This is a genomic window from Mycobacterium sp. E3251, from assembly GCF_001666835.1.
Classification (GTDB): Bacteria; Actinomycetota; Actinomycetes; order Mycobacteriales; family Mycobacteriaceae; genus Mycobacterium.
Genome location: NZ_LZJF01000024.1, coordinates 1 through 23,214 on the forward strand (window position 1 = coordinate 1; position 23,214 = coordinate 23,214).

22 protein-coding genes and 1 pseudogene are annotated in these 23,214 nt (G+C 64.4%); 8 read left to right on the plus strand and 15 right to left on the minus strand.

All coding sequences use genetic code 11. The annotated features are described in order from the left end of the window. Positions 1-454, plus strand: a 454-nt coding sequence (locus A5697_RS03395) for a chorismate-binding protein (protein ID WP_197500899.1), incomplete at its 5' end; no start/stop codon positions are given. A gap of 168 nt (positions 455-622) precedes the next feature. Beyond that, positions 623-1,639 (plus strand): acyl-ACP desaturase, encoded by a 1,017-nt coding sequence (locus A5697_RS03400; protein WP_068007982.1) that lies wholly within the window; start codon positions 623-625, stop codon positions 1,637-1,639. Positions 1,640-2,003: 364 nt separating this feature from the next. On the opposite strand, the gene A5697_RS03405 is transcribed toward A5697_RS03400, so the two are convergent. The 7 genes from A5697_RS03405 to A5697_RS03435 form a co-directional block, all read right to left on the minus strand. After that, complete coding sequence (locus A5697_RS03405; protein WP_068007984.1) at positions 2,004-2,945, minus strand: MerR family transcriptional regulator; 942 nt, start codon at positions 2,943-2,945, stop codon at positions 2,004-2,006. A gap of 3 nt (positions 2,946-2,948) precedes the next feature. Then, on the minus strand, positions 2,949-4,451 hold the full coding sequence (locus tag A5697_RS03410; RefSeq protein ID WP_068007987.1) for an NAD(P)/FAD-dependent oxidoreductase: 1,503 nt from the start codon (positions 4,449-4,451) through the stop codon (positions 2,949-2,951). Beyond that, the gene (locus A5697_RS03415) at positions 4,448-5,368 is read right to left on the minus strand and encodes a reductase (protein ID WP_068007990.1); all 921 of its coding nucleotides are present in this window, start codon (positions 5,366-5,368) and stop codon (positions 4,448-4,450) included. The genes A5697_RS03410 and A5697_RS03415 overlap by 4 nt, the downstream gene beginning before the upstream one ends. Before the next feature lie 24 nt (positions 5,369-5,392). Then, positions 5,393-6,235, minus strand: coding sequence for an SDR family NAD(P)-dependent oxidoreductase (locus tag A5697_RS03420; protein WP_068007992.1), 843 nt, complete (start codon positions 6,233-6,235; stop codon positions 5,393-5,395). 3 nt (positions 6,236-6,238) lie between these two features. Next, positions 6,239-7,249 carry an alpha/beta hydrolase gene (locus A5697_RS03425; protein WP_082953219.1) on the minus strand — a complete coding sequence of 337 codons (1,011 nt, stop codon included), beginning with the start codon at positions 7,247-7,249 and terminating at the stop codon, positions 6,239-6,241. A 54-nt stretch (positions 7,250-7,303) separates the two neighbouring features. Further along, positions 7,304-7,720 (minus strand): hypothetical protein, encoded by a 417-nt coding sequence (locus A5697_RS03430; protein WP_068007995.1) that lies wholly within the window; start codon positions 7,718-7,720, stop codon positions 7,304-7,306. A 107-nt stretch (positions 7,721-7,827) separates the two neighbouring features. After that, the gene (locus A5697_RS03435; protein ID WP_068008033.1) at positions 7,828-8,346 is read right to left on the minus strand and encodes a hypothetical protein; all 519 of its coding nucleotides are present in this window, start codon (positions 8,344-8,346) and stop codon (positions 7,828-7,830) included. A 477-nt stretch (positions 8,347-8,823) separates the two neighbouring features. Here A5697_RS03435 and A5697_RS03440 point away from each other — a divergent pair, with 477 nt between their 5' ends. After that, complete coding sequence (locus A5697_RS03440) at positions 8,824-10,443, plus strand: OB-fold domain-containing protein (RefSeq protein ID WP_068007998.1); 1,620 nt, start codon at positions 8,824-8,826, stop codon at positions 10,441-10,443. 57 nt (positions 10,444-10,500) lie between these two features. Here the strand turns inward: A5697_RS03440 and A5697_RS03445 are convergent, their stop codons facing one another. The 6 genes from A5697_RS03445 to A5697_RS03470 all read right to left on the minus strand — a co-directional run bounded on the left by A5697_RS03445 (position 10,501) and on the right by A5697_RS03470 (position 17,152). Continuing rightward, positions 10,501-11,664, minus strand: a complete 1,164-nt coding sequence (locus A5697_RS03445; protein ID WP_068008001.1) for an NDMA-dependent alcohol dehydrogenase — start codon at positions 11,662-11,664, stop codon at positions 10,501-10,503. A gap of 21 nt (positions 11,665-11,685) precedes the next feature. Further along, positions 11,686-13,158, minus strand: a complete 1,473-nt coding sequence (locus A5697_RS03450; protein ID WP_068008003.1) for an aldehyde dehydrogenase family protein — start codon at positions 13,156-13,158, stop codon at positions 11,686-11,688. Beyond that, entirely contained in the window at positions 13,152-13,946 is a 795-nt protein-coding gene (locus A5697_RS03455; RefSeq protein WP_068008006.1) for an SDR family oxidoreductase, read from the minus strand. Before A5697_RS03455 ends, A5697_RS03450 begins: the two co-directional genes overlap by 7 nt. Beyond that, entirely contained in the window at positions 13,939-15,219 is a 1,281-nt protein-coding gene (locus A5697_RS03460) for an amidohydrolase family protein (RefSeq protein WP_068008009.1), read from the minus strand. Before A5697_RS03460 ends, A5697_RS03455 begins: the two co-directional genes overlap by 8 nt. Positions 15,220-15,340: 121 nt before the next feature. Continuing rightward, entirely contained in the window at positions 15,341-15,973 is a 633-nt protein-coding gene (locus tag A5697_RS03465; protein ID WP_068008013.1) for a TetR/AcrR family transcriptional regulator, read from the minus strand. A 54-nt stretch (positions 15,974-16,027) separates the two neighbouring features. Beyond that, entirely contained in the window at positions 16,028-17,152 is a 1,125-nt protein-coding gene (locus A5697_RS03470; protein WP_068008015.1) for a dihydrodipicolinate reductase, read from the minus strand. A 135-nt stretch (positions 17,153-17,287) separates the two neighbouring features. On the opposite strand from A5697_RS03470, the gene A5697_RS03475 reads away from it, so the two are divergent. After that, positions 17,288-18,433, plus strand: coding sequence for an ABC transporter substrate-binding protein (locus tag A5697_RS03475; protein WP_068008018.1), 1,146 nt, complete (start codon positions 17,288-17,290; stop codon positions 18,431-18,433). Here the strand turns inward: A5697_RS03475 and A5697_RS03480 are convergent. Continuing rightward, the gene (locus A5697_RS03480; protein WP_068008020.1) at positions 18,425-19,483 is read right to left on the minus strand and encodes a dihydrodipicolinate synthase; all 1,059 of its coding nucleotides are present in this window, start codon (positions 19,481-19,483) and stop codon (positions 18,425-18,427) included. The genes A5697_RS03475 and A5697_RS03480 overlap by 9 nt on opposite strands. 125 nt (positions 19,484-19,608) lie before the next feature. Here A5697_RS03480 and A5697_RS03485 point away from each other — a divergent pair, with 125 nt between their 5' ends. The 4 genes from A5697_RS03485 to A5697_RS26895 are packed head-to-tail and all read left to right on the plus strand — an operon-like array spanning position 19,609 to position 23,114. Further along, complete coding sequence (locus tag A5697_RS03485) at positions 19,609-20,847, plus strand: cytochrome P450 (protein WP_068008022.1); 1,239 nt, start codon at positions 19,609-19,611, stop codon at positions 20,845-20,847. Positions 20,848-20,861: 14 nt separating this feature from the next. Continuing rightward, complete coding sequence (locus A5697_RS03490; RefSeq protein WP_068008025.1) at positions 20,862-21,926, plus strand: dihydrodipicolinate reductase; 1,065 nt, start codon at positions 20,862-20,864, stop codon at positions 21,924-21,926. 20 nt (positions 21,927-21,946) lie between these two features. Next, positions 21,947-22,888 (plus strand): SDR family NAD(P)-dependent oxidoreductase, encoded by a 942-nt coding sequence (locus A5697_RS03495; RefSeq protein ID WP_068008027.1) that lies wholly within the window; start codon positions 21,947-21,949, stop codon positions 22,886-22,888. Further along, positions 22,845-23,114, plus strand: coding sequence for a hypothetical protein (locus A5697_RS26895; RefSeq protein ID WP_369806052.1), 270 nt, complete (start codon positions 22,845-22,847; stop codon positions 23,112-23,114). Before A5697_RS03495 ends, A5697_RS26895 begins: the two co-directional genes overlap by 44 nt. Positions 23,115-23,121: 7 nt before the next feature. Here the strand turns inward: A5697_RS26895 and A5697_RS27555 are convergent. Then, positions 23,122-23,214 (minus strand): annotated as a pseudogene (locus A5697_RS27555) (short-chain dehydrogenase); the annotation flags it as partial.

Sequence of the window (23,214 nt, forward strand, 5' to 3'; positions counted from 1 at the left end):
GGCCTGTTGGTCGCGGGCCAGACCACGACCCAGCGCCCGCGTACCTGCCAGCGGCTCGGTCACCGACTTCATGACGGTCCGGGAACGTGGCAGCGTGCAGCACCTTGGCTCCACGGTCAGCGGGCGGCTAGGTCCGTCGAACGACCGGATGGACGCGCTGGAAGCGCTTTTCCCCGCGGTCACCGCGTCTGGCATCCCGAAGGCGGGCGGGATGGAGGCGATCCTGCGTCTCGACGACGCCCCGCGCGGACTGTATTCCGGTGCGGTCGTGATGTTTTCGGCCGACGGCGGCTTGGACGCGGCGCTGACGCTGCGGGCCGCTTACGAACGCGACGGCGTGACATGGTTGCGGGCCGGGGCGGGCATCATCGAAGAGTCCACGCCGGAGCGTGAATTCGAAGAGACCTGCGAAAAGCTCTCCACCCTCGCGCCGTACCTGGTTCCGCGCCAGTAGCGCGTGCGCGACTGATTCGTGCCCGTCGGAGCCCTCCGGCGGGGTGGCCCACTCGGCATAGGGACCTTTGGCCCTAGTTGGCGGGGATTCCGGCGTGTCATCTTCATGTAACCGGATGACACAGATACATTGTGCGTTACTTGACGGCACACATAACTGGAGGGCTTTGTGTCCAACGACCTGACCAACCTGCAGCTACTACACGAACTTGAGCCGGTGGTCGAGGATCTGCTCAACCGCCACCTGACGATGTTCAAAGAGTGGAATCCGCATGATTATGTCCCGTGGTCGGACGGCAAGAACTTCTACGCGCTCGACGGTCAGGATTGGGAGCCCGGACACAGCCGGCTCCCCGACGTCGCGCAGGTGGCGATGGTGCAGAACCTGCTGACAGAGGACAATTTGCCGTCGTATCACCGCGAGATCGCGATGAATTTCAGCATGGACGGCCCCTGGGGGCAATGGGTCAACCGGTGGACGGCCGAGGAGGCCCGGCACAGCACGGCGTTGCGCGACTACCTGGTGGTCACCCGCGCCGTCGACCCCGTCGAGCTGGAGAAGTTGCGGCTCGAGCAAATGACGCGGGGCTTCAGCCCGGGGCAGAATCAGCAGGGTGATATGTTTGCCGAGAGTCTGTTCGACGCGGTCATGTACGTCTCGTTTCAGGAGCTTGCCACCCGGGTCTCCCACCGCAACACCGGTAAGGCGTCTCAAGACCCCATCGCGGAGCAGCTGATGGCCAGGGTGTCGCACGACGAGAACCTGCACATGATCTTTTACCGGGATGTCAGTGGAGCGGGTTTGGACATCGCCCCGAACCAGGCGATGAAGTCGGTGCACCGCATCTTGCGCAACTTCAAGATGCCCGGGTTCACGGTGCCCGAATTCCGGCGAAAGGCGGTAATCATCGCCGTCGGCGGTGTTTACGACCCGCGCATCCATCTCGACGAGGTGGTGATGCCGGTGCTCAGGAAGTGGCGCATCTTCGAACGCGAAGACTTCACCGGGGAGGCCGCGCGCATGCGCGACGATCTTGCCGTGTTGGTCAAGGAGCTCGAGCAGGCCTCCGACAAATTCGACGAATCCAAGCAGCGCTATCTCGAGCGTGAGGCCCGCAAGACCGAGCGGATCACCGCCAGCAAGGTGCTGAAGACGGAAGGGACGCTGACTCTGAGCGGGCACTGACCATGATTTTCCGCCGATGAGGCTCCCGCCACGTCGATGTGGCGCTTGATTCGCACTCTATAGATTCACTTCGGGGCCAACGAACCTGCTAACTCCTGAACTTCGAGCATTGGGCAGTTTGAAACGCGGCTCAGTGGGAACCCACACTTCCCCCTCGCATGTTCAAGTCAGGAAAGCTCATGGTTAGAGCACGTATCGACCGGCTCAAAGAAGACTGGTTTCTGCTCCTGGGCACGCTTGCCGCTTTGTCCACGCCGCAATCGGGCATCATCTACGGGTTTGCCAACCGTCGACGAGCGCAGGAACCCGGCAGGCAGGTCGCACCCGCCCCGCCACAAGTGGTTCGACCCGAAAAACTCATCGCTTAGCCCGACGCCGATTCCGGCGAGGAGCTGGACTCGAGGTAGTCGGCCAGTATGTGGCCCACCAGTGACTCGATGTTGGACTCGATCGACGACGCGAGCGTGGCGGTGACCGTCGCCACGGCCTGAGTGCGGAAGCGCACCAGCATGGTGATCAGTTCGGCAATCTCGGCATCCGGCGGTAACGGCTCGCCCGGCTTGATGCGGTCCAGCACGTGCTCGGCTCCGGCACGCACCAGCATGTCGCTGATCTTGTCGATTTCGGGCACGATCTGCTCGTGTAAGTCGACGAGCTTCTCCAATTTGACTCCGTAGCCACGGATTTCGTTGAACGCCTCGATCAGTTTGGGACGGATGACGGTGGCTTGGGCTCCGTCGACCCGAATGACGTGCAGCGCTACCAGGCGCTCGAACGCGTCCGGGTCGTCAACGAGTCGCTGCGCCTCGGCCAGTGGCATGGTCTCCGGTTTCTCGGTGGTCCACGGGCCCGCGATGGCCGTCTCCAGGCCCAGCACGTCGCCCAGGTTCTTGCCCTGCTCCCAGGCGCTGAGCATTTCGCGAACGTGCGCGATGTTGTATCCGCGGTCGAGCATCGAGGTGATCAGCCGCAGCCGGGTCAGGTGGGTGTCGTTGAACAATGCGATGCGGCCGACCCGCGTCGGCGGGGGGAGCAGTCCGCGGTCGCGGTAGACGCGGATGTTGCGGGTGGTGGTGCCGGCCAGCCGGGCCAGATCATCGATCCGGTACTCACCGGACGTGGGGACGCCGTGGGGATGGCGGACCGCCGCGTCGAAAAGCTGCGAGACCGCCGTCTCGATCAACTGTCGGTACTCCCGCGATTGGCGCCGAACGCGCTTGGGCGCGCGCCGCACGTTGTGCAGCACGCTGGCGATGGTGCCAGGCTCGGGGCTTGAAGAACGGTGGAGCGGGCGGTCGGGTGCCATGTGTCAGCCCGACGCGGTGGCCAGCGCCCGGGTGCGGCGCGCCACCGCCTGGTAATCGTCGTAGCGGAAATCCCTCATCTGCCGAAGATACTGCGTCGCGAAACCCGGGTACATCGACCCGTTGTATCCGTCCTTGGTGAGGTACCAACTGCGGCAGCCGGACATCCATGTCGTCTTGGTGAGGCGGCGCTGGAGGCTGTCGTTGTGCCGGCGCTGGACCTCCTCGCGCACATCGAGATAGCGCAGGTCGTTGTCAAGGATGGCGGTGATGCCGCGCACCGCGTACTCCAGCTGCCCCTCGATGTAGACCAGCAGGGAGTTGTGACCTGGCCCGGAGTTGGGTCCGGTCATGACGAACAGATTCGGATACCCGTGCACGTTGATGCTCTTGTAAGCCTGTGCGCCAACGGCCCATTCGTCGGCCAGCGACCGGCCGCCGAGCCCGGTGACCGCGAACGGCGGTCCGGTCAGATGGACGTCATAGCCGGTGGCGAAGACGACGCAGTCGAGGTGGTGCTCGATGCCGTCGCTGGTGCGGATGCCGGCCGGGCTCATAGTGGCGATCGGCCAGTCGATGAGCTTGCAGTTGTCGCGCTGCAGGGCGGGGTAGTAGTCGCTGGAGACCAGCATGCGCTTGCACCCCGGCCGGAAGTCCGGCGTCAGCTGGCGTCGCAGCCAAGGGTCCTTCACCTGGGCGCGCAGATGTGCCCGCCCCAGGCGCGCGGCCAGCGAGGTCAACGGCGTGTCCCACACCAGGGCCGTGGCGCTCGCCTCGTGACCCCAGAACAAGGCCTGCCGCGCAAGTTGCTGGGCGGCAGGCACTTTGGTGAACAGGGCCTGCACGGCCGGCGGGGTGGCGGCGTCCAGGCGCGGCAGCACCCAGCAGGGGGTGCGTTGGAACACCTTGACGAAGCCGGCGCGTTTCACCAGCTCGGGAATGATCTGGATTCCGCTGGCGCCGGTGCCGATGACGGCGACCCGTTTGCCCGCGAAATCGTAGTCGTGGTCCCAGCGGGCGCTGTGAATCTTGTGCCCGCGATAACTGTCCAGCCCGCGAATGTCGGGGAAGCTGACGTCCGAGAGCGGTCCGGAAGCCAGCACGACGGTGCGCGCACGGAATCGCTTGCGGCGTCGGGTGGTTGCGGTCCAAACCCCGTTAGCTTCGTCGAAGCTCAGGCCGTTGACCTCATGGCCGAATCGGATGTGGCGGCGGATGTCGAATCTGGTCGCCATGTCTTCGAGGTGGCGGCAGATCTCCGCGGCGGGGGAGTACGTACGCGACCAGGCCGGGTTCTTGACGAACGAGTACGAATACAGCAGCGAGGGGACGTCACAGCTGGCGCCCGGATAGGTTGTGTCGCGCCAGGTTCCGCCAACCCGCTCGCCGCGTTCCAGGATGACGATGTCGTCGACTCCGGCGTCGGCCAACCGGATCGCCGCTCCCAGCCCGGTGAAGCCGGCTCCGATGATGAGCACCGCGTGGGTGTGGTCGCCTGCCATGGTCACGCCGCCGGCTCGTGGGTGAGTTCTCCAACCCAAGTCGGTACCGACGGAAGCAGGGGCCGCGGATATCGGTCGGAAAGCCATACCATCGAATTCGCCAGCAGGTGGTACGGGTGGCGTGGATTTGTGACCACTCCCGCGTAACGCCTCAGGAAACGATAAGTCGGTACCCGCCTGGTACGTTCGCCGCGATCACCAAGCTCTTTGAATCTCTTCACAGCTCGGTAAAGCCGCTCCGGCTCCATACCCATGTCCGTGATCTCATTGCGGATCCTGTTGATCAGCGGTGCGCCCATGATCGCACCGATGATGAGACCCGGAGTGGCGTTGTGACCGACGAAGTCGATCAGCAACCGTCGGATCTTCGCGTGCCCGATCATGTCGAGGACTTCGAAATCGACAACCAGGTGGCGTGATTCGTCATTGTTGATCTTCTCGAAAACCTGGTGGCAGATGGGGTCGTGCACCTCATCGAGGAGGAATTTCAACAGGGCGCCGTCCAGGGCGACTTCGAGCATCGGAATGACCGTGCCCAGCAGAGACAGCGGCATGTCATCGGCCCAGCGGTCCAGCCAGTCGATCGCCAGTCGGATGTTCACGTTCGGCTCGGGAATCTCACCGTCGGTGAGCATGCCCCAACGCTTCATCAGCGCCAGTTCGGCGTTGGCGTGGCGCTGCTCCTCGGCGTGGAAGTAACGGTAGATCTCGGCAATGGTCGGTGTGGGTGCCTTCTTCGCCAGCGCAGCGAAGCCCCTGGCGCCGATATTCTCGATCCAGCATAGGTCGGCCATGAACGCCTTGAGCTGTGGCCGCTGTTCATCACTGATCATTTCGGCGCCGGGCGCGTCCCAATCGATGTCGGCGAGCGCCCACTGGCGATCCTTGATCTTGGCGAGCATAGCTTCCATGTCGATGGCCATCGGGAGCTCCTTTGCGTTGGGTGATCAGGGCAGGTTGATTCGGGACACCAGGCCGGCCGCACGCGTATAGGCCTGCGGGGCCATGCGTTTGATATTCCAGCCGATCTTGGCGTCGAGTTGCGGCATGCAGTACAGCTCGCCGCGGTCGTGCGCGTCCAGGCAGATCCGCGCGACTCTGTCCGCCGAAAATCCGGTCCAGCGCATCAATCTGTTCGCCAGCTGGCTGGATTCCTCGCTGATGCGGCCCGACGCGACGATGTTGGTCTTCACGAACGTCGGGCACAGCACCGTGACTTTCACCCCGGTGCCGGCCAATTCGGCGGCCAGGGTCTCCGAAAGTGAGAGCACACCGGCCTTGCTGACGTTGTAGGCGGCCATGCCCGGGGCCGCGCCGAATGCGGCCGCCGAGGCCACGTTGATGATGCCCCGGGCAGCGTGCGACGGGGCCCGCAGGATCGGGGTGAACACATGGCAGCCGTGAATGGGCCCCCACAGGTTGATGCCCAGCGTCCACTGCCAATCATCCAGCGGCGCATCGCCGATGGCCGCGCCGCCGGCGCCGACACCGGCGTTGTTGATCACCAGCGTCGGCGGCCCGGAAAACCAGGCCTGTGACTGGTCGGCCAGCGCCTGGACATCCTCGAGTTTCGAGACGTCGCAACGGATGGCGGTGGCTCTGCCGCCCTGGTCGGTGATCGCGTCGGCCGTCCTTTGGGCGGCGGCTTCGTCGATGTCGCTGCAGACGACCGCGCCGCCGCGCCGGGCGAGTTCGACGGCGAACGCCGCGCCGATGCCGCTTCCGGCGCCGGTCACCACCGCCGACGCGCCGCGGCTGGGTTTCGACCTTCCGAGCAATCTGTCCAACATGCCTCAGAGCACCTCCTGGGTCGTGGCGCGCGCATCCTGCAACGCGTGGGCGATGAACCGCGCGACGTAGGCCACAGCCTTGGCGGCCTCGGGCGTCATGCGTGGCAGTGCCTGAAAGACGTGCACCTGGTGCGGCCAGATCTGCAGTTCGCATCGGCCGCCCGCGGCTTGGATGTCGGCCGCCAGCTGACGGGCGTCGTCCTGAAGCATCTCGGCTCCGCCGGCCTGGATGAGGGTCGGCGGAAGCGGCGGGCCGCCGGCCACATTCAGTGTCAGCCGCTGGTGAGTGAGGTCCACTCCGGCGTGATACATGCTGACCAGGCGAGCCGCGTCGGCCGCCCGGATCGCGGGATCGCGACGCGTCCGTTCACGGGCGAGGCACAGCTCGAAGGTGACGTCGTAGAGCGGGGAGAACAGCGCCAGCGCGGCGGGGTGGTCGGCGGCGACCTCGGGTTGCAGCAACATGTCGACGGCCAGGTGCCCGCCCGCCGAATCTCCGGCGACCACAATCTGTTTCGGCGATACTCCACAAGATTGCAGCAGCCAGTCCCAGCCCGCCCGTGCGTCATCGGCCGCGGTGGGAAAGCGGTGGCGGGGCGCGAGTCGGTAATCGATGCTGAAGACCGGCAAGCTGGTCAAGGATGAGAGCCAGGACGTCAACCGCCGGTGGGTTTTTGGCGAACACACGGCGTAACCGCTGCCGTGCACGTAGTAGATGGCTCCCACGGATGTGGACGATCGCGCCGCCTCGCTGGTCGGGGTGCGCGGTCCGTATACCCATTCACCCTTGACGCGGCGCCCGTCGGGCAGCTTCGTGTCGACGTGTTCGACGCGGGTGCCCGCCAGCGAGGGGCCGAACGTTCCCATGATCCTGGCGACGATCTGGCGCGACAGCCATAGCCCCCATGCTCGCTCGGGCGGTATCAGGCCCGTGACCGGCCGCAGGGTGTAAGCACTTACCGCCGCCGCGCCACGGGACCGCAATGACCCGCGGGCCGGAACACCGTCCGCCATGTCACGCAGTCAATAACAAATGGTGACATTAGTCAATGGCATCTTTGGCGGCGATCAAGGCTGGCTGCTGCGCCGCCTGTCCGGTGGCAAGCTGAACGTCAGGTCGTCGACGGCGACGAAATACCTATTCCGCCAAAGGGCGGCATCCGTCGGGTCATCGATGGTTACCTCGCTATCCCCAAGAGTGTCACGAACTTCGAGGACCAAGGCAAGTTTCGCCACCATGCTGGGTAGGCCCTTCGAATACCAAAGGTCGCGGAGGGCAACCAGATCACTTACGTTCTTGAGGTCATCGTTGAGCCCGATGATCTCCTCGGATTGACCAGCGTGCTTGGCTTGGATGGCCGTCAGTTTTCGTTGAAGTTCGGCCATCGACCGCTGGCGTTCGACTAGGTCACGCACGATGCTCCATACGGCGGCCGCCAGGTCCATGCGGAACGGCCCTTGGGCATCCATGTCGGGAATGCTCATCGAGGTTCGTCCCTTCCGGTCCGGTTCACACCATGGGGGCGCTTAGAGGCAGCCAACATCCGGCAGCAGATTGAGAATACACGCTCACAGTTGCCGATAGGAATCGTTTACGGCGACCGCGCCTGTGTGAAGGCAAGGAATCGGTGGGACGTAAATCGTTCGGGGGAGCCGCGGAATAACTCCGTGGACGCCACCTGTTCCGGCACTACTCCGGCGGCGAGCATCGCCTGGAGTTTGAAGGCACGCGCGGCGGGACTGAGTCGGTGCCTGATGTGTCCGACCGATTGATCGAGCGCACTGGGCCATTCGTTCCCGGGCATCGCCGTTGCGGCGTAGCCACGTGCCACTGCCTCAGTGAAATAGGCGCGCACCGAGAGGTTTTCCGAGAAAAGCCGATGCGAGGCGATGATCGCATCCGGCCATAGCGGATCCCCGCGGAGGCTATCGCGCCTAATCGGCGAACTGGTCTTGGCGCCCACGATTCGCAACGGCCGGTCATCGCGGGAAACCCCCAACTGCACGGTCACGTCCCACCCCGCCGATGACCAGTCGTAGATCAGGCCTCCCGCGGTGCGCACGACGTCGGTCTCGTCGGCTCCGAGGACTACCAAACAGTGTTTGGTCATTCGACCACGCAGGGTGTTCGCCGCGTCATTGAGCTCCGCGTCATCGGAGTGGATTGCCGGCGGGATCATCTGACTGCGGTCTCTGGCGCGGGCGGAGTACGCCGGCTATCGATAATCGTCCGTGGCGCAGCGGAGATCCTCCCGCGCAGGCCCATTCCTTTCGTCGCCGGGCCCGAGCCCGAACACGTTGCTGAACGCACCTGTACTGGCCCCACGGCTCAGAATGCCATCCTGATACCACTTGTACGCCCACACCCTTCTTTATCTCCGCTGACTTGCGAGCGGTAGACGCGGTGTCACGGTCCGGACTCGCGCGCTGTCCGGGCCCGTTCGGAAGAGGCAGGAGTTGTGTGACACCATGTCGGTAATGATCATACTTATTTCTGAGAATACCGGTATCCGCCGCGTAGGTCGGCTTGGAGCCGGGCGTCCCCATTCAGTTCGACACGGCGATGGCCCTAGCCGAGTGCCCGGATCATGAGGCCACTACCGGAGATCACACCCTGGAATCAATGGTTTTGGACCTCGGGTGCGGACGGCAACCTACGCATTCAGCGTTGTCTCGAATGTCATACCTACGTGCACCCACCGGTGCCGATCTGCCCGGAGTGCCGCGCAACGTCGGCTGAACCTACCGTGGTTTCGGGACGAGCGACAGTAGTGGGCTACACGTTGAATGAGCATCCGTGGCTGCCGGGATTCGACCCGCCCTATGTGATCGCCGTGGTTGCACTCGACGAGTGCGCCCAGGTGCGCTTGACAACGAACATTGTGGGGTGCCGGCCCGAGGGGGTGCATGTCGGCCAGCGTGTCGCCGTCCGGTTCAAGAACGTTGACGACGTCTGGATTCCGTTGTTCGAGCCCACAGGCGGCACCGACGAGCGGGATCTAGTGGGTCCGGCGAGTTCGCCGGCGCCGCGATGCCCGCTGACAACAGAGCGCTTTGAGCATGGGTCCGTCATATCGGGCATTGGTCGCTCTGCGACGGGTCGCCGGCTGATGATCGATCCGTTGTCGCTTACGGTGGATGCGTGCTTAGCTGCGGTCAATGATGCTGGTCTGGAACTTGCTGATATCGACGGTCTTTCGACGTACCCGGGCCCCGTGGGTATGGGCATGAGTGAAGGCGGAATCGCGGCGGTCGAAGAGGCGCTGCGCGTGCATCCGACCTGGATCAACGGCGGCATGGATCTGACCGGTCAGGGCGGCGCGATCATTGCGGCGATGATGGCGGTGGCTTCCGGTCTGTGCAGGCACGTCCTTTGCTTTCGGACCGTGTGGGAGTCGACGTTTGCAGCCCTTCGCTTACGCGCGGGCGGCGGGCGGGTGGCTGGGCCACAGCAGTGGTCGTTGCCGTTCGGCGCGGCGTCCGCGGCCAACTGGATTGGGGTGAACGCCAACCAGTATTTGCACCGCTACGGCGGTGATCGAGAGCTCTTCGGCATGATCGCGGTGAACGCGCGCCGCAATGCGGCGCTCAATCCTGCGGCCATCTACCGCGACCCGATGACGATGGATGACTACTTCGCCGCGCGGGCGATCACCTCACCGTTCGGGCTGTATGACTGTGATGTTCCGTGCGACGGCTCGATAGCGATCGTGGTGTCCGACGCCACGGTGGCCGGCGATTTGCCGCGACCGGCAGTGCGCTGTGAGGCCGTCGGCACGCAGATCCTCGAACGCGTCTCGTGGGATCAGGGCACACTTACGCACGAGCCCCAAGTCATCGGCCAGGCGGCGCACCTGTGGAGTCGAACCGGCCTGCGTCCCAAGGACGTCGACCTTGCACTCCTCTACGACGGCTTTACCTTCAACTGCGTGTCATGGCTGGAAGCCCTGGGTTTCTGTGGCTTCGGCGAGGCCCAAGGATGGCTCGATGGTGGGCGGCGCATTGCGCTGGACGGCGAGCTGCCACTCAATACGCACGGCGGCCAGCTGTCGGAGGGGCGGCTGCACGGATTCGGATTCGTCTACGAAGCAGTGCTGCAACTGCGCCACCAGGCGGACGCTCGTCAAGTCGCGGATGCAGGCACCGCGGTCGTCAGTACGGGCGGGGGCGTGCCGTCCGGCGTCATGCTCTTACAGCGCGCGACCTGACCCGTGGTGCTCGTCGGATCTCTGAGCCGGGATTGGTTAAATGCCAGGTAGCACGGCTCACTCGAACGCGATGACGCTGCGGATGTTCTTGCCGGAGCGCAGGTCTTTCATGGCCTCGTTGATGTCGTCGAGCTTGTATTTCTGGGTGACAAGTTCGTCGAGCTTGATCACGCCCGCCTCATACATCGACAGCAGCCTGGGCATGGCTTCGCGCGGATTCATTTCACCGTAGAGCGTGCCTTTGAGGGTCTTGCAAGAGCTAACCATGTCCGCGAGGAGCAGTGGAACCATCATTTCGGTGAGCTTCGCCATCCCCGTCAGCACGCAGGTTCCGCCTTTGCGTAACAACATCATCGCGGTGAATACCAGGTCTACCGGCACCACACCCGGGGTGAGGACGACCCGGTCGGCCATCACGCCCCACGTGATCTCTTTGACCATTTCCAATGCGGCACCGGCGTCGCCGGCGGCATGCGTCGCACCGAAGGTCGGTGCCATCTCCCGTTTGAATTGGTTGGGGTCTACGGCGACGATGTGCTTGGCTCCCGCGACCTTCGCGCCCTGCACCGCATTCATGCCGATCCCGCCGACGCCGATCACGACCACCGTGTCACCGGCCTGCGTTCCTGCCGCTACCGAACCGGATCCGAATCCCGTTGTCACGCCGCAGGACACCAGCGAGGCGGCCTCCAGGGGGATCCAGTCGTGCACCTTGACCAGTGAACGCTCGGACGCCACCACATACTCGGAGAAGGTGCCGACCTGCATCATCGCCATGAGGTCTTCACCGCCGAGGTGGCGACGCCGGGTACCGTCGGTGGTCATCGCTTTGCTGTAGATGTCGGCGCCCACGTCGCACAGGTAGGTGTGGCCGGTGACGCACCACCGGCAACTGCCGCAGGCCGGGAGAAAGGAGACAGCCACGTGGTCGCCGGGCCTGAGCGTCTTCACCTCTGGGCCCACCGCTTCGACGACGCCGGCGCCCTCGTGGCCGCCGAGCATGGGGAACCATTCAGGCACCGGAATGCCTGATGCTCGCATCATCTCTTCCATCTCCGCGGTCGGAACACTGTCACCGGTATAGAAGTGTTCGTCTGAGTGACAGATGCCCGCGTAGGCCATCTTGACCAAAACCTCGCCCGCATGCGGTGGGTCCAGCTCGACCTCCGTGACTTCCCAATCCAGGCCCACACCACGCAACACCGCTGCTTTGGACTTCATTGTCGCTTCTCTCGTTGGGAGTCAGGCGGCCGGCCAGCCGACGGTCTTTGTCTCAGTGAAGATTTCGAGGCCCTCGATGCCGCACTGCCGGCCGACGCCTGATTGTTTGTAACCGCCGAACGGCGCGTCCGCGCCGTACCAGAGGCCGCCGTTGATGCCCAAGGTGCCGGTTCTGATCCGGCTCGCCACGGATTTGGCGCGTTCGAGGTCGTTGGCGAAGACGACGCCGGAGAGGCCGTATATCGATTCATTGGCAATTCGCACCGCCTCGTCGTCGCCGTCGAATCCGATGACCGACAGCACAGGTCCAAAGATCTCCTCTTGCGCGATTGTCATCTTGTTGTCGACGTTGGCGAACACGGTCGGCTCGACGAAATAGCCTTTCGGCAGGTGCTTGGGCACGCCGCCCCCGGTCACCAGCCGGGCGCCTTCCTGCTTGCCTTTCTCGATGTAGCCGAGGACCCGGTCCTGCTGCTTTCTCGAGACCACGGGTCCCTGTAGCACCGACGGATCAGTGGGGTCGCCGTAGTTGGTCTTTTCCATTGCGGCTTTGACGATTTCGACCGCTTCGTCGTAACGCGAGTTGGGCACCAGCAGGCGTGTGGGCATCGCGCATCCCTGACCGGCATGCATGCAGATGAACGCGCTGCCGCCCACCGGGCCGCCGATATCACCGTCCTCGTCGAGGACCAGGTATACGGACTTGCCACCGAGCTCGAGGAAGGTGGACTTGAGTGTCTGGGCAGCGTCAGCCATGATGCGTCTTCCGACCGCCGTCGAGCCGGTGAACGCCACCATGTCGACCAGCGGTGACGTCGAAATCACCTCGCCAACCAGGTGGTCAGATGATGGGACGATGTTAATCACACCCGGCGGGATGTCCGTCTGCTCGGCGACGATGCGGCCGATCCTGGTGGCGTTCCACGGGGTATCCGGGGCGGGCTTGAGCACGCAGGTGTTGCCCATCGCGAGGATGGGGCCGATCTTGTTGAGAATGATTTCGAAGGGGAAGTTCCACGGTGTGATGACGCCGACGACGCCGATCGGCTCCTTCCAGACCTCGCGGCTCGTCAGGCTGCCCAGTCCGAACGCATCCTTGGCGGGGAGCGAACGCTTCCAAGCGAATTGATCGATCATGTCGGCCGGCCAGGTCAGGGCTTCATTGAGTGGCACGTCTAGCTGCGGTCCATAGGTCGATAACACGGGACAGCCCACTTCGGCGACGAGTTCGGTGCGCAAGTCCTCGCGTTCGGCTTCGAGTGCTGTCTGTAGTTGGCGCAGTCCGGCTGCGCGGGCCTCGCCGTTGCGTGACCACTCGGTGTGGTCGAACGCGTGACGCGCAGCGGCGATAGCTCGGCCCATGTCGGCGCGGGTACCGTCGCTGGTGGTGCCCAGGACCTCCTCGGTCGCCGGGTTGACGTTTTCGAAATGTCGCCCGGTCTCGGATTCGACGAGCTTGCCGTCGATCAGCATTCGCGGTTCATGGTTCACCATTTGCGAAGTTCCTTCACTGCGTCGGAGGTGCGCGGGGCAAGGGTCAGGTAGGGGATGAAACTGCTACTCCCGCAACGGATCACGGAATTGACTACATCGGTCAGATGCTCGACGTCAATCAACCCGCCAAGCATGTACTTGTTCTCCATCCAATATCGGATGGCCGTCTCCAACGCGTCGGGATCCCAGGCCTTGTTGAACTCGGTCTGCGCGTCACCGCTGCCGCCGAGGCTGTCGCCCACCGCGAGGCGGGTGAAACCGATCTCAGGATGTTCGATGCGCCACGCCTCGACGAGCTTGTCCAACGCACCCTTCGTCACGGCATAGGCTCCGAGCAGCGGCCACGGAGTTGTATAGGACGCACTCAGCGACGACAGGTATACGGCCGAGCCCGCCGTCGCGGCCAGGTGTGGCGCCGCGGCCGCCGTGACCAGCGAAGCCCCGATGACGTTGGTGGCGAACAGCTGCGCCCATTGTTCCGCCGTCACCTCGCGCAGTGGCGCGAGGACGCCCATGCCGGTCGTGTACACCAAGGCATCAAGACCGCCCAGCGCGCCGACCACTTCGGACATCGCCTCGTGGCAGGTGTCGGCACTGGTGACGTCGCACGCCACGGCCACGGCTCCGTTGCCCGCTTCCTTGGCCGCGTCGACCAACCTGTCGTATCGACGCGCCAACAGCGCAACGTGCGCGCCCCGGTGTGCGAGCCCGATTCCGATGCACCGGCCCAGACCCGAGGAGGCGCCCACGACCGCTACTCGCAACGGGCGTTGTTCGTTGTCAGACATCGAGCTTGGCGCTCATACTGCCGAGGGTCGCGCCCGCGGTGCGTTCGAACCGGCCATGGTCGAAACTACGGATCTCGACATCGTGGTCACCGGCTTCGGCGCGCAGGGCGCCGACCGTGCATTGTTCTCGGGTGCGGTGCTGGAACGGGTCGAATGAGTACCAACGGCATGCGTTCTCATACGTGATCTTGTTGATCTCGTCGTCCGGGAGGTCCACCATGACCAGGGCAAGCTCCTCGGGTGCCGCGGGCCACGACGAGTCGGAGTGCGGGTAGTCACACTCCCAGGCAATGTTGTCGATGCCGATGTCATGGCGTAGCTTGACGCCAATTGGGTCCGCTATGAAGCAGGTCAGGAAGCGCTCGCGGAACACCTCACTGGGCAGGTTGTTTCCAAAGTCCTGGCCGGTCCACAGGTGATGCATTTCGTAGGTTCGGTCGAGTCGGTCGACGAAGTAGGGAATCCAGCCGGTGCCGCCCTCGGAAAGTGCGAAGCGGACGTCGGGAAACTCTTTGATGACGCGGGACCACAACAGGTCGGCGGCCGCCGAGCAGATGTTCATCGGTTGCAGGGTGATCATTACGTCGACGGGCGCGTTGTCGGCGGTCACGGTGATCTTGCCGGAGGAGCCCAAGTGGACGGAGAGCACCGTGTTGGTGTCCGACAGCGCCCGCCACATGGGATCCCAATACTCGTCGTGGAAGCTCGGGAATCCGAGCGTTGCGGGGTTCTCGGTGAAGGTGACCGAGTGGCAGCCTTTGTCGGCGTTGCGGCGGATCTCTTTGGCGCACAATTCGGGATCCCACAACACGGGCAGCCCCATGGGCAGGAAGCGCCCGGGATACGAGCCGCACCAGTCGTCGATGTGCCAGTCGTTATAGGCCTGGGTGACGGCGAGGGCGAGGTCCTTGTCGGGGTGGGTGGCGAAGAGCCGGCCCGCGAAGCCGGGGAAAGACGGGAAACACATCGATCCCAGCACACCGCCCGCGTCCATGTCTTTGATCCGCTCATGGATGTCGTAGCACCCCGGGCGCATTTCGTCGAAGGCGGTCGGCTCGACGCCATATTCCTCGCGTGGGCGACCCGCCACAGCGTTGAGGCCGATGTTGGGGACGATGGCATCGTTGAACATCCATACCTCCGAGCCGTCGGGTCGGCGAATGACTCGGGGCGCCTCGTCCGCGTACTTGCTTGGAAGCCTGCCCTCGAACAGGTTCGGCGGCTCCACCAGATGGTCGTCGACGCTCACCAGGATCATGTCTTCGGGCTGCATGTGTCTCCTTGCGACAAAATTCGAGAACGAGGCTATCAGATAATCAGAGTGACTATTGCAGTTTTCGGAAATACGCATTTCCGTAACGGGCGAAACGGGTCCGCATCTCCCGTTTCGCCGGTCAGCGTCGTGGCATCGTGCGAGGCTCGATGGCAAACGAGAGCAGGAGCCGGTCGAGGATCTTGGCGGCCCGACGGCGCGCCCTATCGGGGTTCGCGGAGTGTGCGACCAGAAGTGAAGCCTCCTCGAGCGCGGCGACCAGCATGTGTGTCAGCTCCCCGACGGGTTGATCGTCGATGCTGCCCTCGGCGATCGCCTCACGGACCGCCTCGTTGATCAGCGCGATGCTGTTGCTCTGCTGTATTTCGCGCAGGGTTTGCCAGCCCAGCACCACGGGTCCGTCGACGAGTATCACCCGCTGAACCGCGGGTTCCTGTGCGGCTTCGAGAAATCCGTGCAAACCCCGCGTGAGCCGTTCCCAGGCGTCCGCGCCCGGTGGCGGGGCAGCGATGGACTGGAGGGTGAGGTCATTTTCGACGTCTTCGAATACGGCGCGAAACAGCTCGGCCTTGTCTTTGAAGTGGTGGTAGAAGGCGCCGCGCGTCCCGACGCCCGACTTAGTCACGATGTCGCTGATGCTCGTGTTGAAGAACCCATGTTCAACGAACAGCTCGCGACCCGCGTCGATCAGGTCGCGACGGGTCTGCTCGCCCCTGGCGCGTCGATCGTCGTCCGCTCCGCCGCGCTTCGCCATGCCGACGATCGTAGCAACCTTCAGCTTGAATGTTGAGCGTCGGGATGGGTCGTTTCAGCGCACGATCCCGCGAACCGTCATGAGACCGAGTTCAGTGTGGGACTTGAAACCCGGCGGCGCATCGCAGATTGCGGGAATGGAGTTCACGGGTTCCATCGCCGTCCAGGCATAGCCGATGTAGCCGGGCTTCGCGTGCTCTCGGGCTTCCTGGCTGCCCCGCAGGATCAGCTCGGTTCCTGGGTCGCCCTCGATCACCACGCGGTAGTGGTAGTACGGTTCCCAATCAGGCTTCGGATCGATGGCGTCGTGTTCGATGAACGAGTAGAGCTCGTGCAGCGTGATGAACGGCCTGCCGTCCACCCACGCCGTCCAGAGGTGGTGCTGGGATGCGACGGTGCCCTCCTTGATCACACCCTTGAGGCCCGGCATGTCCATGTCCGGCGTTCCCTCATAGGGGATGTCGCGGGTGGCGGTGCCCAGCTCCACATCCGTCGTGAACTTCTCCACCGTTTTGCCCAGCCCCTCGACCACCATGGTCAGGGACTGCGCGAACAACGACCACGCGTCTTGGAAGAGATTGCCCTTCGCGAACTCCGCCGGGGTTTTGCCGAAACCCATCTCGTCCAAGTACTTCAACGTGTCCTTGTTGAAGTTCACCGCCTCGTAGATGTGGATGTGGTCAGTCTTGCCGACGATCCGCGCCAGCGTCAGGACGAGCAGGTCCGCCGCGTATCCGGGGTGAATCCCGCCTCCGTGGAACGAGGTACCGCCGGCTTGGCACGCCGCTTCGATCTTGTCGATGTCCGCGCCGTTGGTTTCGGTCCGATGCCACCACGCTCCGCCCGAGGCGACGACGCTCTTCCCGCCGCGGAGCAGGCGGCAGATCTCGTCGACGTCCGACCACAGTGGCGCATAGAAAACGCAGTCGGCATCGAGGGCCTCCAGGGCTGCCTTGTCGGTGGTTGCGAGCACGCCGATCGGCGCTACCCCGACGAGCTCGCCCGCGTCTTTGCCGACCTTCTCCGGACGATTACAGAGCACTCCGACGACTTCGTAGAGCGGGTTGTGTGCGAAGTGGCGCAGCGCCAGAGTCCCGACATTGCCCATGCCCCACTGGATCACGCGATACTTCTTCTCGGGTGTCGATGCACATGATTCCAGCGGTGATGCGAGCGTCATTGCGTCTCCTTCGGGCGGCCCCCCTCGCAAGGTACACCCCGAAAGGGCAGATATGCCGGTTACGTAAACCATCGTTTCCGGTTCGCGGAAAGGATGGCATCGGCGCGGACAACCTTCATCCGGTATGTTGCCGCTATGCCAGACGACGAGGTTCGCGCATACGGGTCGGTTGCTCCCCTGAAAGTCGGCCTGCTGAACGACTATCCGACTACCGGGGACACCGACAACGACAGCGTCGACGCGCTGCGCCTGGTGATGGACGAAGCCGTCTCGTCCGGGCTGGTCGATCGGCCGATCGAACTCTGCATGCGCAACGTGGTCGGCTTGCCCAACGGTACCTACGCCGCGGTGGAGAGGGCCTTCGACGAGCTGGTGGCCGAGGGCTGTCTTGCCATCTACGGCCCGTGGGTATCGGACAATGTGGTGCCGCTGCGTTCCCACGTCGAGGCCACCGCTCGGGTTCCGATCGTCACCCTGTCGGGGTCGGAGGGTGCCCTGGGCGATTGGTGCTTCGCGTTGAACAACGGCTCGATGCCGGAGGAGCCGGTGATGTTGGCCGCGGTGATGATCGGTGATGGCCGGTCGCGGATCGCGATTGCCTACGAGTCGTCGTTGATCGGAAAGGAGTACCTCACGTTCGCCGAGCGGGCTTACGACGCCGCGGGTCTGAAAATTGTTGGCACCGTGGCGATTCCCCAGGTGGAGGCTGATAAGTCGGAGGCGGTGGCCGCGTTGCGCGCAGCCGCCCCCGACGCTCTGGTGCACGTGGGATTTGGGCACGGTCTCTGGGGGTTTACGGACGCGCTGCTGGCGGCGGGCTGGGACCCCCCGCGGTACACGACGACGGCCTTCGAAATGGCGCACATCAACGCGGAGTGGAGGCGGCAGCTGTCGGGCTGGATCGGTCTGGACAGCTACGACGAGCGCAACCCAGTCGGTCAGGCCTTTCTCGACCGCTTCGAAGCCAGATACGGTCGTCGGCCCGGACACTCGATGCCCGGGCTGTCGCACGACGCGGCCACCGTGATCGTGCGCGGCCTCGCGGCGGCCCGTCCGCTCACCGGGGAGGGAGTGAAGAACGGGATCGAGCAGGTCAAGCTGATCCCGTCGGCCAGCGGCGCTCCCGGGACCTTCTTGCGGTTCGGCCGGTTTATCCGACAGGGCTGGATGGGATCCGATTATCTCGTTGCCCGCAGGGTCCTACCGGACGGCAGTGCGCACGTCTTCCACGCGGCGCCAAGCGACCACATTGCCCGCGCGGTCGCGCGCGCCTCACGCTAGCTGGATCGCGCCGAATACCGGTGCGGTCACGATGCCGGGCGGTTGGGCGAGCACGTACGGAATCGCGCGAACCGCGCCCATCGCGATCATCAGGTGGCCCGGCATGGCGTGCTGGCCGGGTTGCGCCGAGCCATCGAACCCCACGTCGAGCTGGAGTTCGAAGCTCGGCTGTCCTTTGATGACCGCCCGGATCAGGGGCGCCTTCTCGCCGGGCCTCAGCGGAGCCATGCCCCACTGGGGGAGGTCGCGGGTGAGGACCCATTCCTCGTGAATGGCCAGCACCGGACGGCCCGACCAGTGTCCGACCCACGAGAATCGCTGTCCGACAACCGTTCCAGCCTCGATCGTGCCGGCGAGTACCTCGATGTCGTGCGGCAGTGTGGTGGCGTCGACCGCCACGTCGATGTGCGACAGGGTGATCCCGAGGACGTCGGCCGTCGCATTGAGCGCCTGGCGGTAGGCCATGTCGAGTTTCTTGATGATCGGGGAATCGACGCTGACGTCTTCCGGTGGTCTGCCCATGCCCATGAGGTCGACCAGCATCGGCCGGCTATCCACGGCCGAAACGTCGGTCGCCTCGTAGAGATCGATGCGGTCGATCGTCTTGCTCAGCCCCGTCACCGTCGCGATGAGCCGCTCGAACATGAAGCCGGGGTTCTCGCCCGCGGCGTGGAACCGCGACCCGCCCTGCCGGCAGGCGTCGGCGAACGCCGATTCGGTCTCCATACCGTAGGTGGGTAGGTGGTTATACGACGTGGTCGTGATGACACTACTGCCTGCCGCCAATAGGCGGCAGATGTCCTCGGCGTTCGTCTCGATGGCGTGGGCCTTGCTGGCCGTGTGCACGACGACGTCGGCGCCAAGCGCGACGATCGCGTCCTTGTCCGCCGTCGCGATCACGCCGGTCGTCGGCGGCAGACCGCAAAGGGCGCCCGCATCGAGTCCCGTTTTCGCCGGGTCGTAAACCAGCACGCCGACGAGTTGATAATGGGGATTCTCGATCAGTTCCTGAAGTGCGGCCCGGCCCACGGCGCCGGTCGCCCATTGCACGACTCGAGTAACCAATCGAACGCTCCAGGTTGCGGTTTCGCGATGTAAGCCTTCTGGTTCATCCAACCTACATCATGTAGGTTTGCAACCGACAACATGTAGGTTGATGGCTGATGAGGTGGCACGTGGCGGAGCCGACGGTTGACGACGACATCGAGCAGCGCATCCGCGAAGCGCAGGAGAAGTTCAACGCCGGGATGGGCGCCGACGGCGACGCGACCCCGTACCCGCTCTTGCGCGAACTGCGGCAAAAGGCGCCCGTTCACCCGGGCTGGCCGGAAATGGGGGTTCCCTGCGACGGACCCGACGGCAAGAAGACCTTCACGGCTTACTCGTTCAACGCCGTCAAGGCCGTGTTCACCGACAACGCCACGTTCAGCACCCGCATCTACGAGGATATGGTGCGGCCGCTGCAGGGTCCGACGATCCTGGAGATGCAGGAACCCGAGCACGCGACCTACCGCAGATTGCACGAATTCGCGTTCGCCAAGTCCTCGATGAAACGCTGGGACACCGAACTCGTCGGGCCGCTGGTGGACCGCACGATCGCGAAGATTCGCGACCACAAGCGTGCGGACTTGGTGGCGGCGGTGTTCATGCCCATCCCGGTCCGGATCATCGCCGCCCTTCTCGGGTTGCCCGAGTCCGACATCGGCCAGTTTCACCGCCTGGCCATCGACCTGCTGGGCTTTCGCGCCGACATGGAGACCGCCATGAAGGCGTCGGCGGAGATGAAGGAGTACTTTATCGGCGTGCTGGCCGACCGGCGCAAGTCGCCGAAGGACGACATGGTGACGATCCTGTCGGAGGCCGAGATCGATGGCGTCAAAATGTCGGACGAGCAGATCTACGGGTTCATGCGCAATCTCCTGCCCGCCGGAGCGGAGACCACGTCGCGATCGACAGCGAGCCTCGCGCTGGCCCTGTTGACCCACACCGACCAGCTCGACGCCGTGCGCGCCGATCGCGGTCTTTTGCCCCAGGCGATCGAGGAGGGCATCCGGTGGGAGACGCCCCTGCTGAATTTCATCCGGGAGGTCACCACTGACACCGAATTCTTCGGGCTCGACATCCCGAGGGGATCGACGATGATGGTGAACCTGGGCAGCGCCAATCACGACGAGACGCGCTGGCCGGACCCCGAAACCTTCAACATCTTCCGCGAGCGTAAGCCGCACATTGGTTTCGGCCATGGCGCACACTTGTGCCTAGGAATGCACCTGGCCCGGTTGGAGAGCACCAAGTTCTTCAACGCTCTGTTCGACGAATTGCCGGGCTTGCGGCTCGACCCCGACGCCCCGCCGCCCTATGTGAGCGGCACGATGTTCCGTTCACCGCCGCGTCTCGACGTGGTCTGGGATTGAACGGACCGGCCGACATGACTCGCGTGATCCAATGGGCGACCGGGGTGACCGGAATGATGGCGCTGCGCCATGTGTTGGGCCGCCCAGACCTGGAACTCGTCGCCGTGCGCGTCTACGACCCGGCAAAAGCCGGCCTCGACGCGGGCACCCTGTGCGGGGTCGCGGAAGCGGGGGTGCTGACGTCTGCTGATCGGGACGCCGTCATCGCTACCGATGCCGATGTGGTGCTCTACATGGGCAAGGTGGAAACCGATACGCCCGGCTGCTTTGCCGACGTCTGCGATCTTTTGGCGTCGGGCAAGAGCGTGGTGGCCACCGGTAGCCGGTTCGTGCATCCCCGCTCGCTGCACGAATCGCTGGCCGACGGAATTGAAAAGGCTTGTCGTGCAGGCGGTTCGTCATTTCTCGGGCTAGGCCTCTACCCGGGTTTCGTCGGCGAGTCGCTGGTCCCGATCTTGTCCCGGCTCTCCGAGCGCGCCGACCGGATCAATGTCCGGGAGGTGCTGAACTACTCGACCTACGCCAGCCACGACCTGATTTTCAACGCCATGGGTTTCGGGCATGCACCCGATGACACCACCCCGCTGCTGACCAACACCGACTACGCAGCAAGCGCGTGGATCGGCAGCGCGACGATACTCGCGCAGGCCCTCGGGCTCGAGATCCGGTCCGTCGAGGGATTTCGGGAAGTCGCGACGACGCCAAGGGCCCTAACGGTGGCTGCCGGGGACATTCCCGCGGGTACGGTCGGGGCGATGCGCTTCGGCGTGGTGGTCGACTGCGGCGAAACCACGCTTGCGGTAGAGCATCTCACCAGGATGGCCGACGACCTGGCGCCGCAGTGGCCGACGGAGATTGGTTATCAGGTGGCGTTAGAGGGCAAGCCCAACATGAGTTTTCATCTCGTCATCGGCTCGCACGAGGAGGATCACGCCGAGCAAGGCTGCCTGGCCACTGCCATGCACGCGATCAACGCAATCCCGGCCGTGATTGCGGCTGAGCCGGGTCTCTACGACCTGTCGACGATTACCCCGTTCGTCGCGCACTGGACCGAACGCGGCGCTGTGCCCACAACATAACTGTCTGCAGGAGGCCGAAATTGATCTCGTTCGCCGATCGCGTCGTCCTGGTGACCGGCGGTGCCCGCGGACTCGGGGAGGCGTATTGCCATGAATTTGCCCGTCGCGGAGCTGCGGTGGTGGTCCACGACAATGGCGCCGAAACCGACGGAAGTGGAGGCGATCCGGGCCCGGCTAATGACGTCGCCGCCGCAATTTGCGCCGCGGGAGGGCGGGCGGTGGCGTGCGCCTCGGACGCCAGCGCCGAACAAGGGGGGCAGGACGCGGTCGACCTGGCCGTCAGCCAATTCGGACGATTAGACGCGATCGTCGCCAACGCCGGCATCATCCACGACGACCCGTTGCCGGACTGGCCGACCGAACGCTTCGAGGCGCTGCTGCGCCACCATGTGCTGGCCGCCTTTCACGTCATCCGACCGGGTTTCGCGGTGATGCGGGACGCCGGATACGGGCGACTGGTGTTCGTTTCCTCCGCGGCGGGGGTTTTCGGGCAGCCGGGGTTAACGGGATACGCCACGGCCAAGACGGGGATGCTCGGGTTGATGAACGTCGCGGCGCTCGAGGGTGCGGCGTTCGGAATACACGCCAACGCCATCATGCCGATGGGCGACACGCGGATGGCCATGGCGCTCATGGGGGATGCCGGCCACACGCCCGATGCGCGGGCCTTCCTGGAGACGCTGCGGCTCGATCAAGTGGCCCCGGTCGTTGCCTACCTTGCCAGCGAGCACTGCACACTGACGCACAGGGTCCTGAGTGCATTCCGGGGAAGGGTAGCTGCGCTGCAGATCGGTGTGACCCGTGGCTGGTTCGGCGGCGACGGCGCCTTCGACGCCGAGGACGTGGCGGCCAACCTCGACCGTATCCTGGACCCATCGGAGATATTCGTGCCCGGCAGCATCTTTGACGAAATGGAGCATGCTTTCGCGGCGGCTCCTGTCGAGTCGCAGGCGAGTCCCTGATCGTTCCGGTCCGCGGCCCTCGGCGAAACGGCTTGACGTCAATCTGCGGTACTCCACCCCCGAGGAACAGGCCTGGCCCCTGATCTGCCTCGGCAGCCCGCGGCTGAGCTATGTGGGCGGCGAGGTGCTGTGGACCGACGGCGGCTGGAACGGCGCGATGACCATGGGTCGCCATCGGGCGCAATGGGCCGAGAACCCCGAAGAAGCTCTGCCGACGAAGAACTGACCTACGGTCAGATGAAGTCCGATCCGCCGTCGACGTTCACGGTGGCACCCGTCACGTAGCCGTTTCGCCGCGATGCGAGATAAGTGGTGACCGAGGCGAT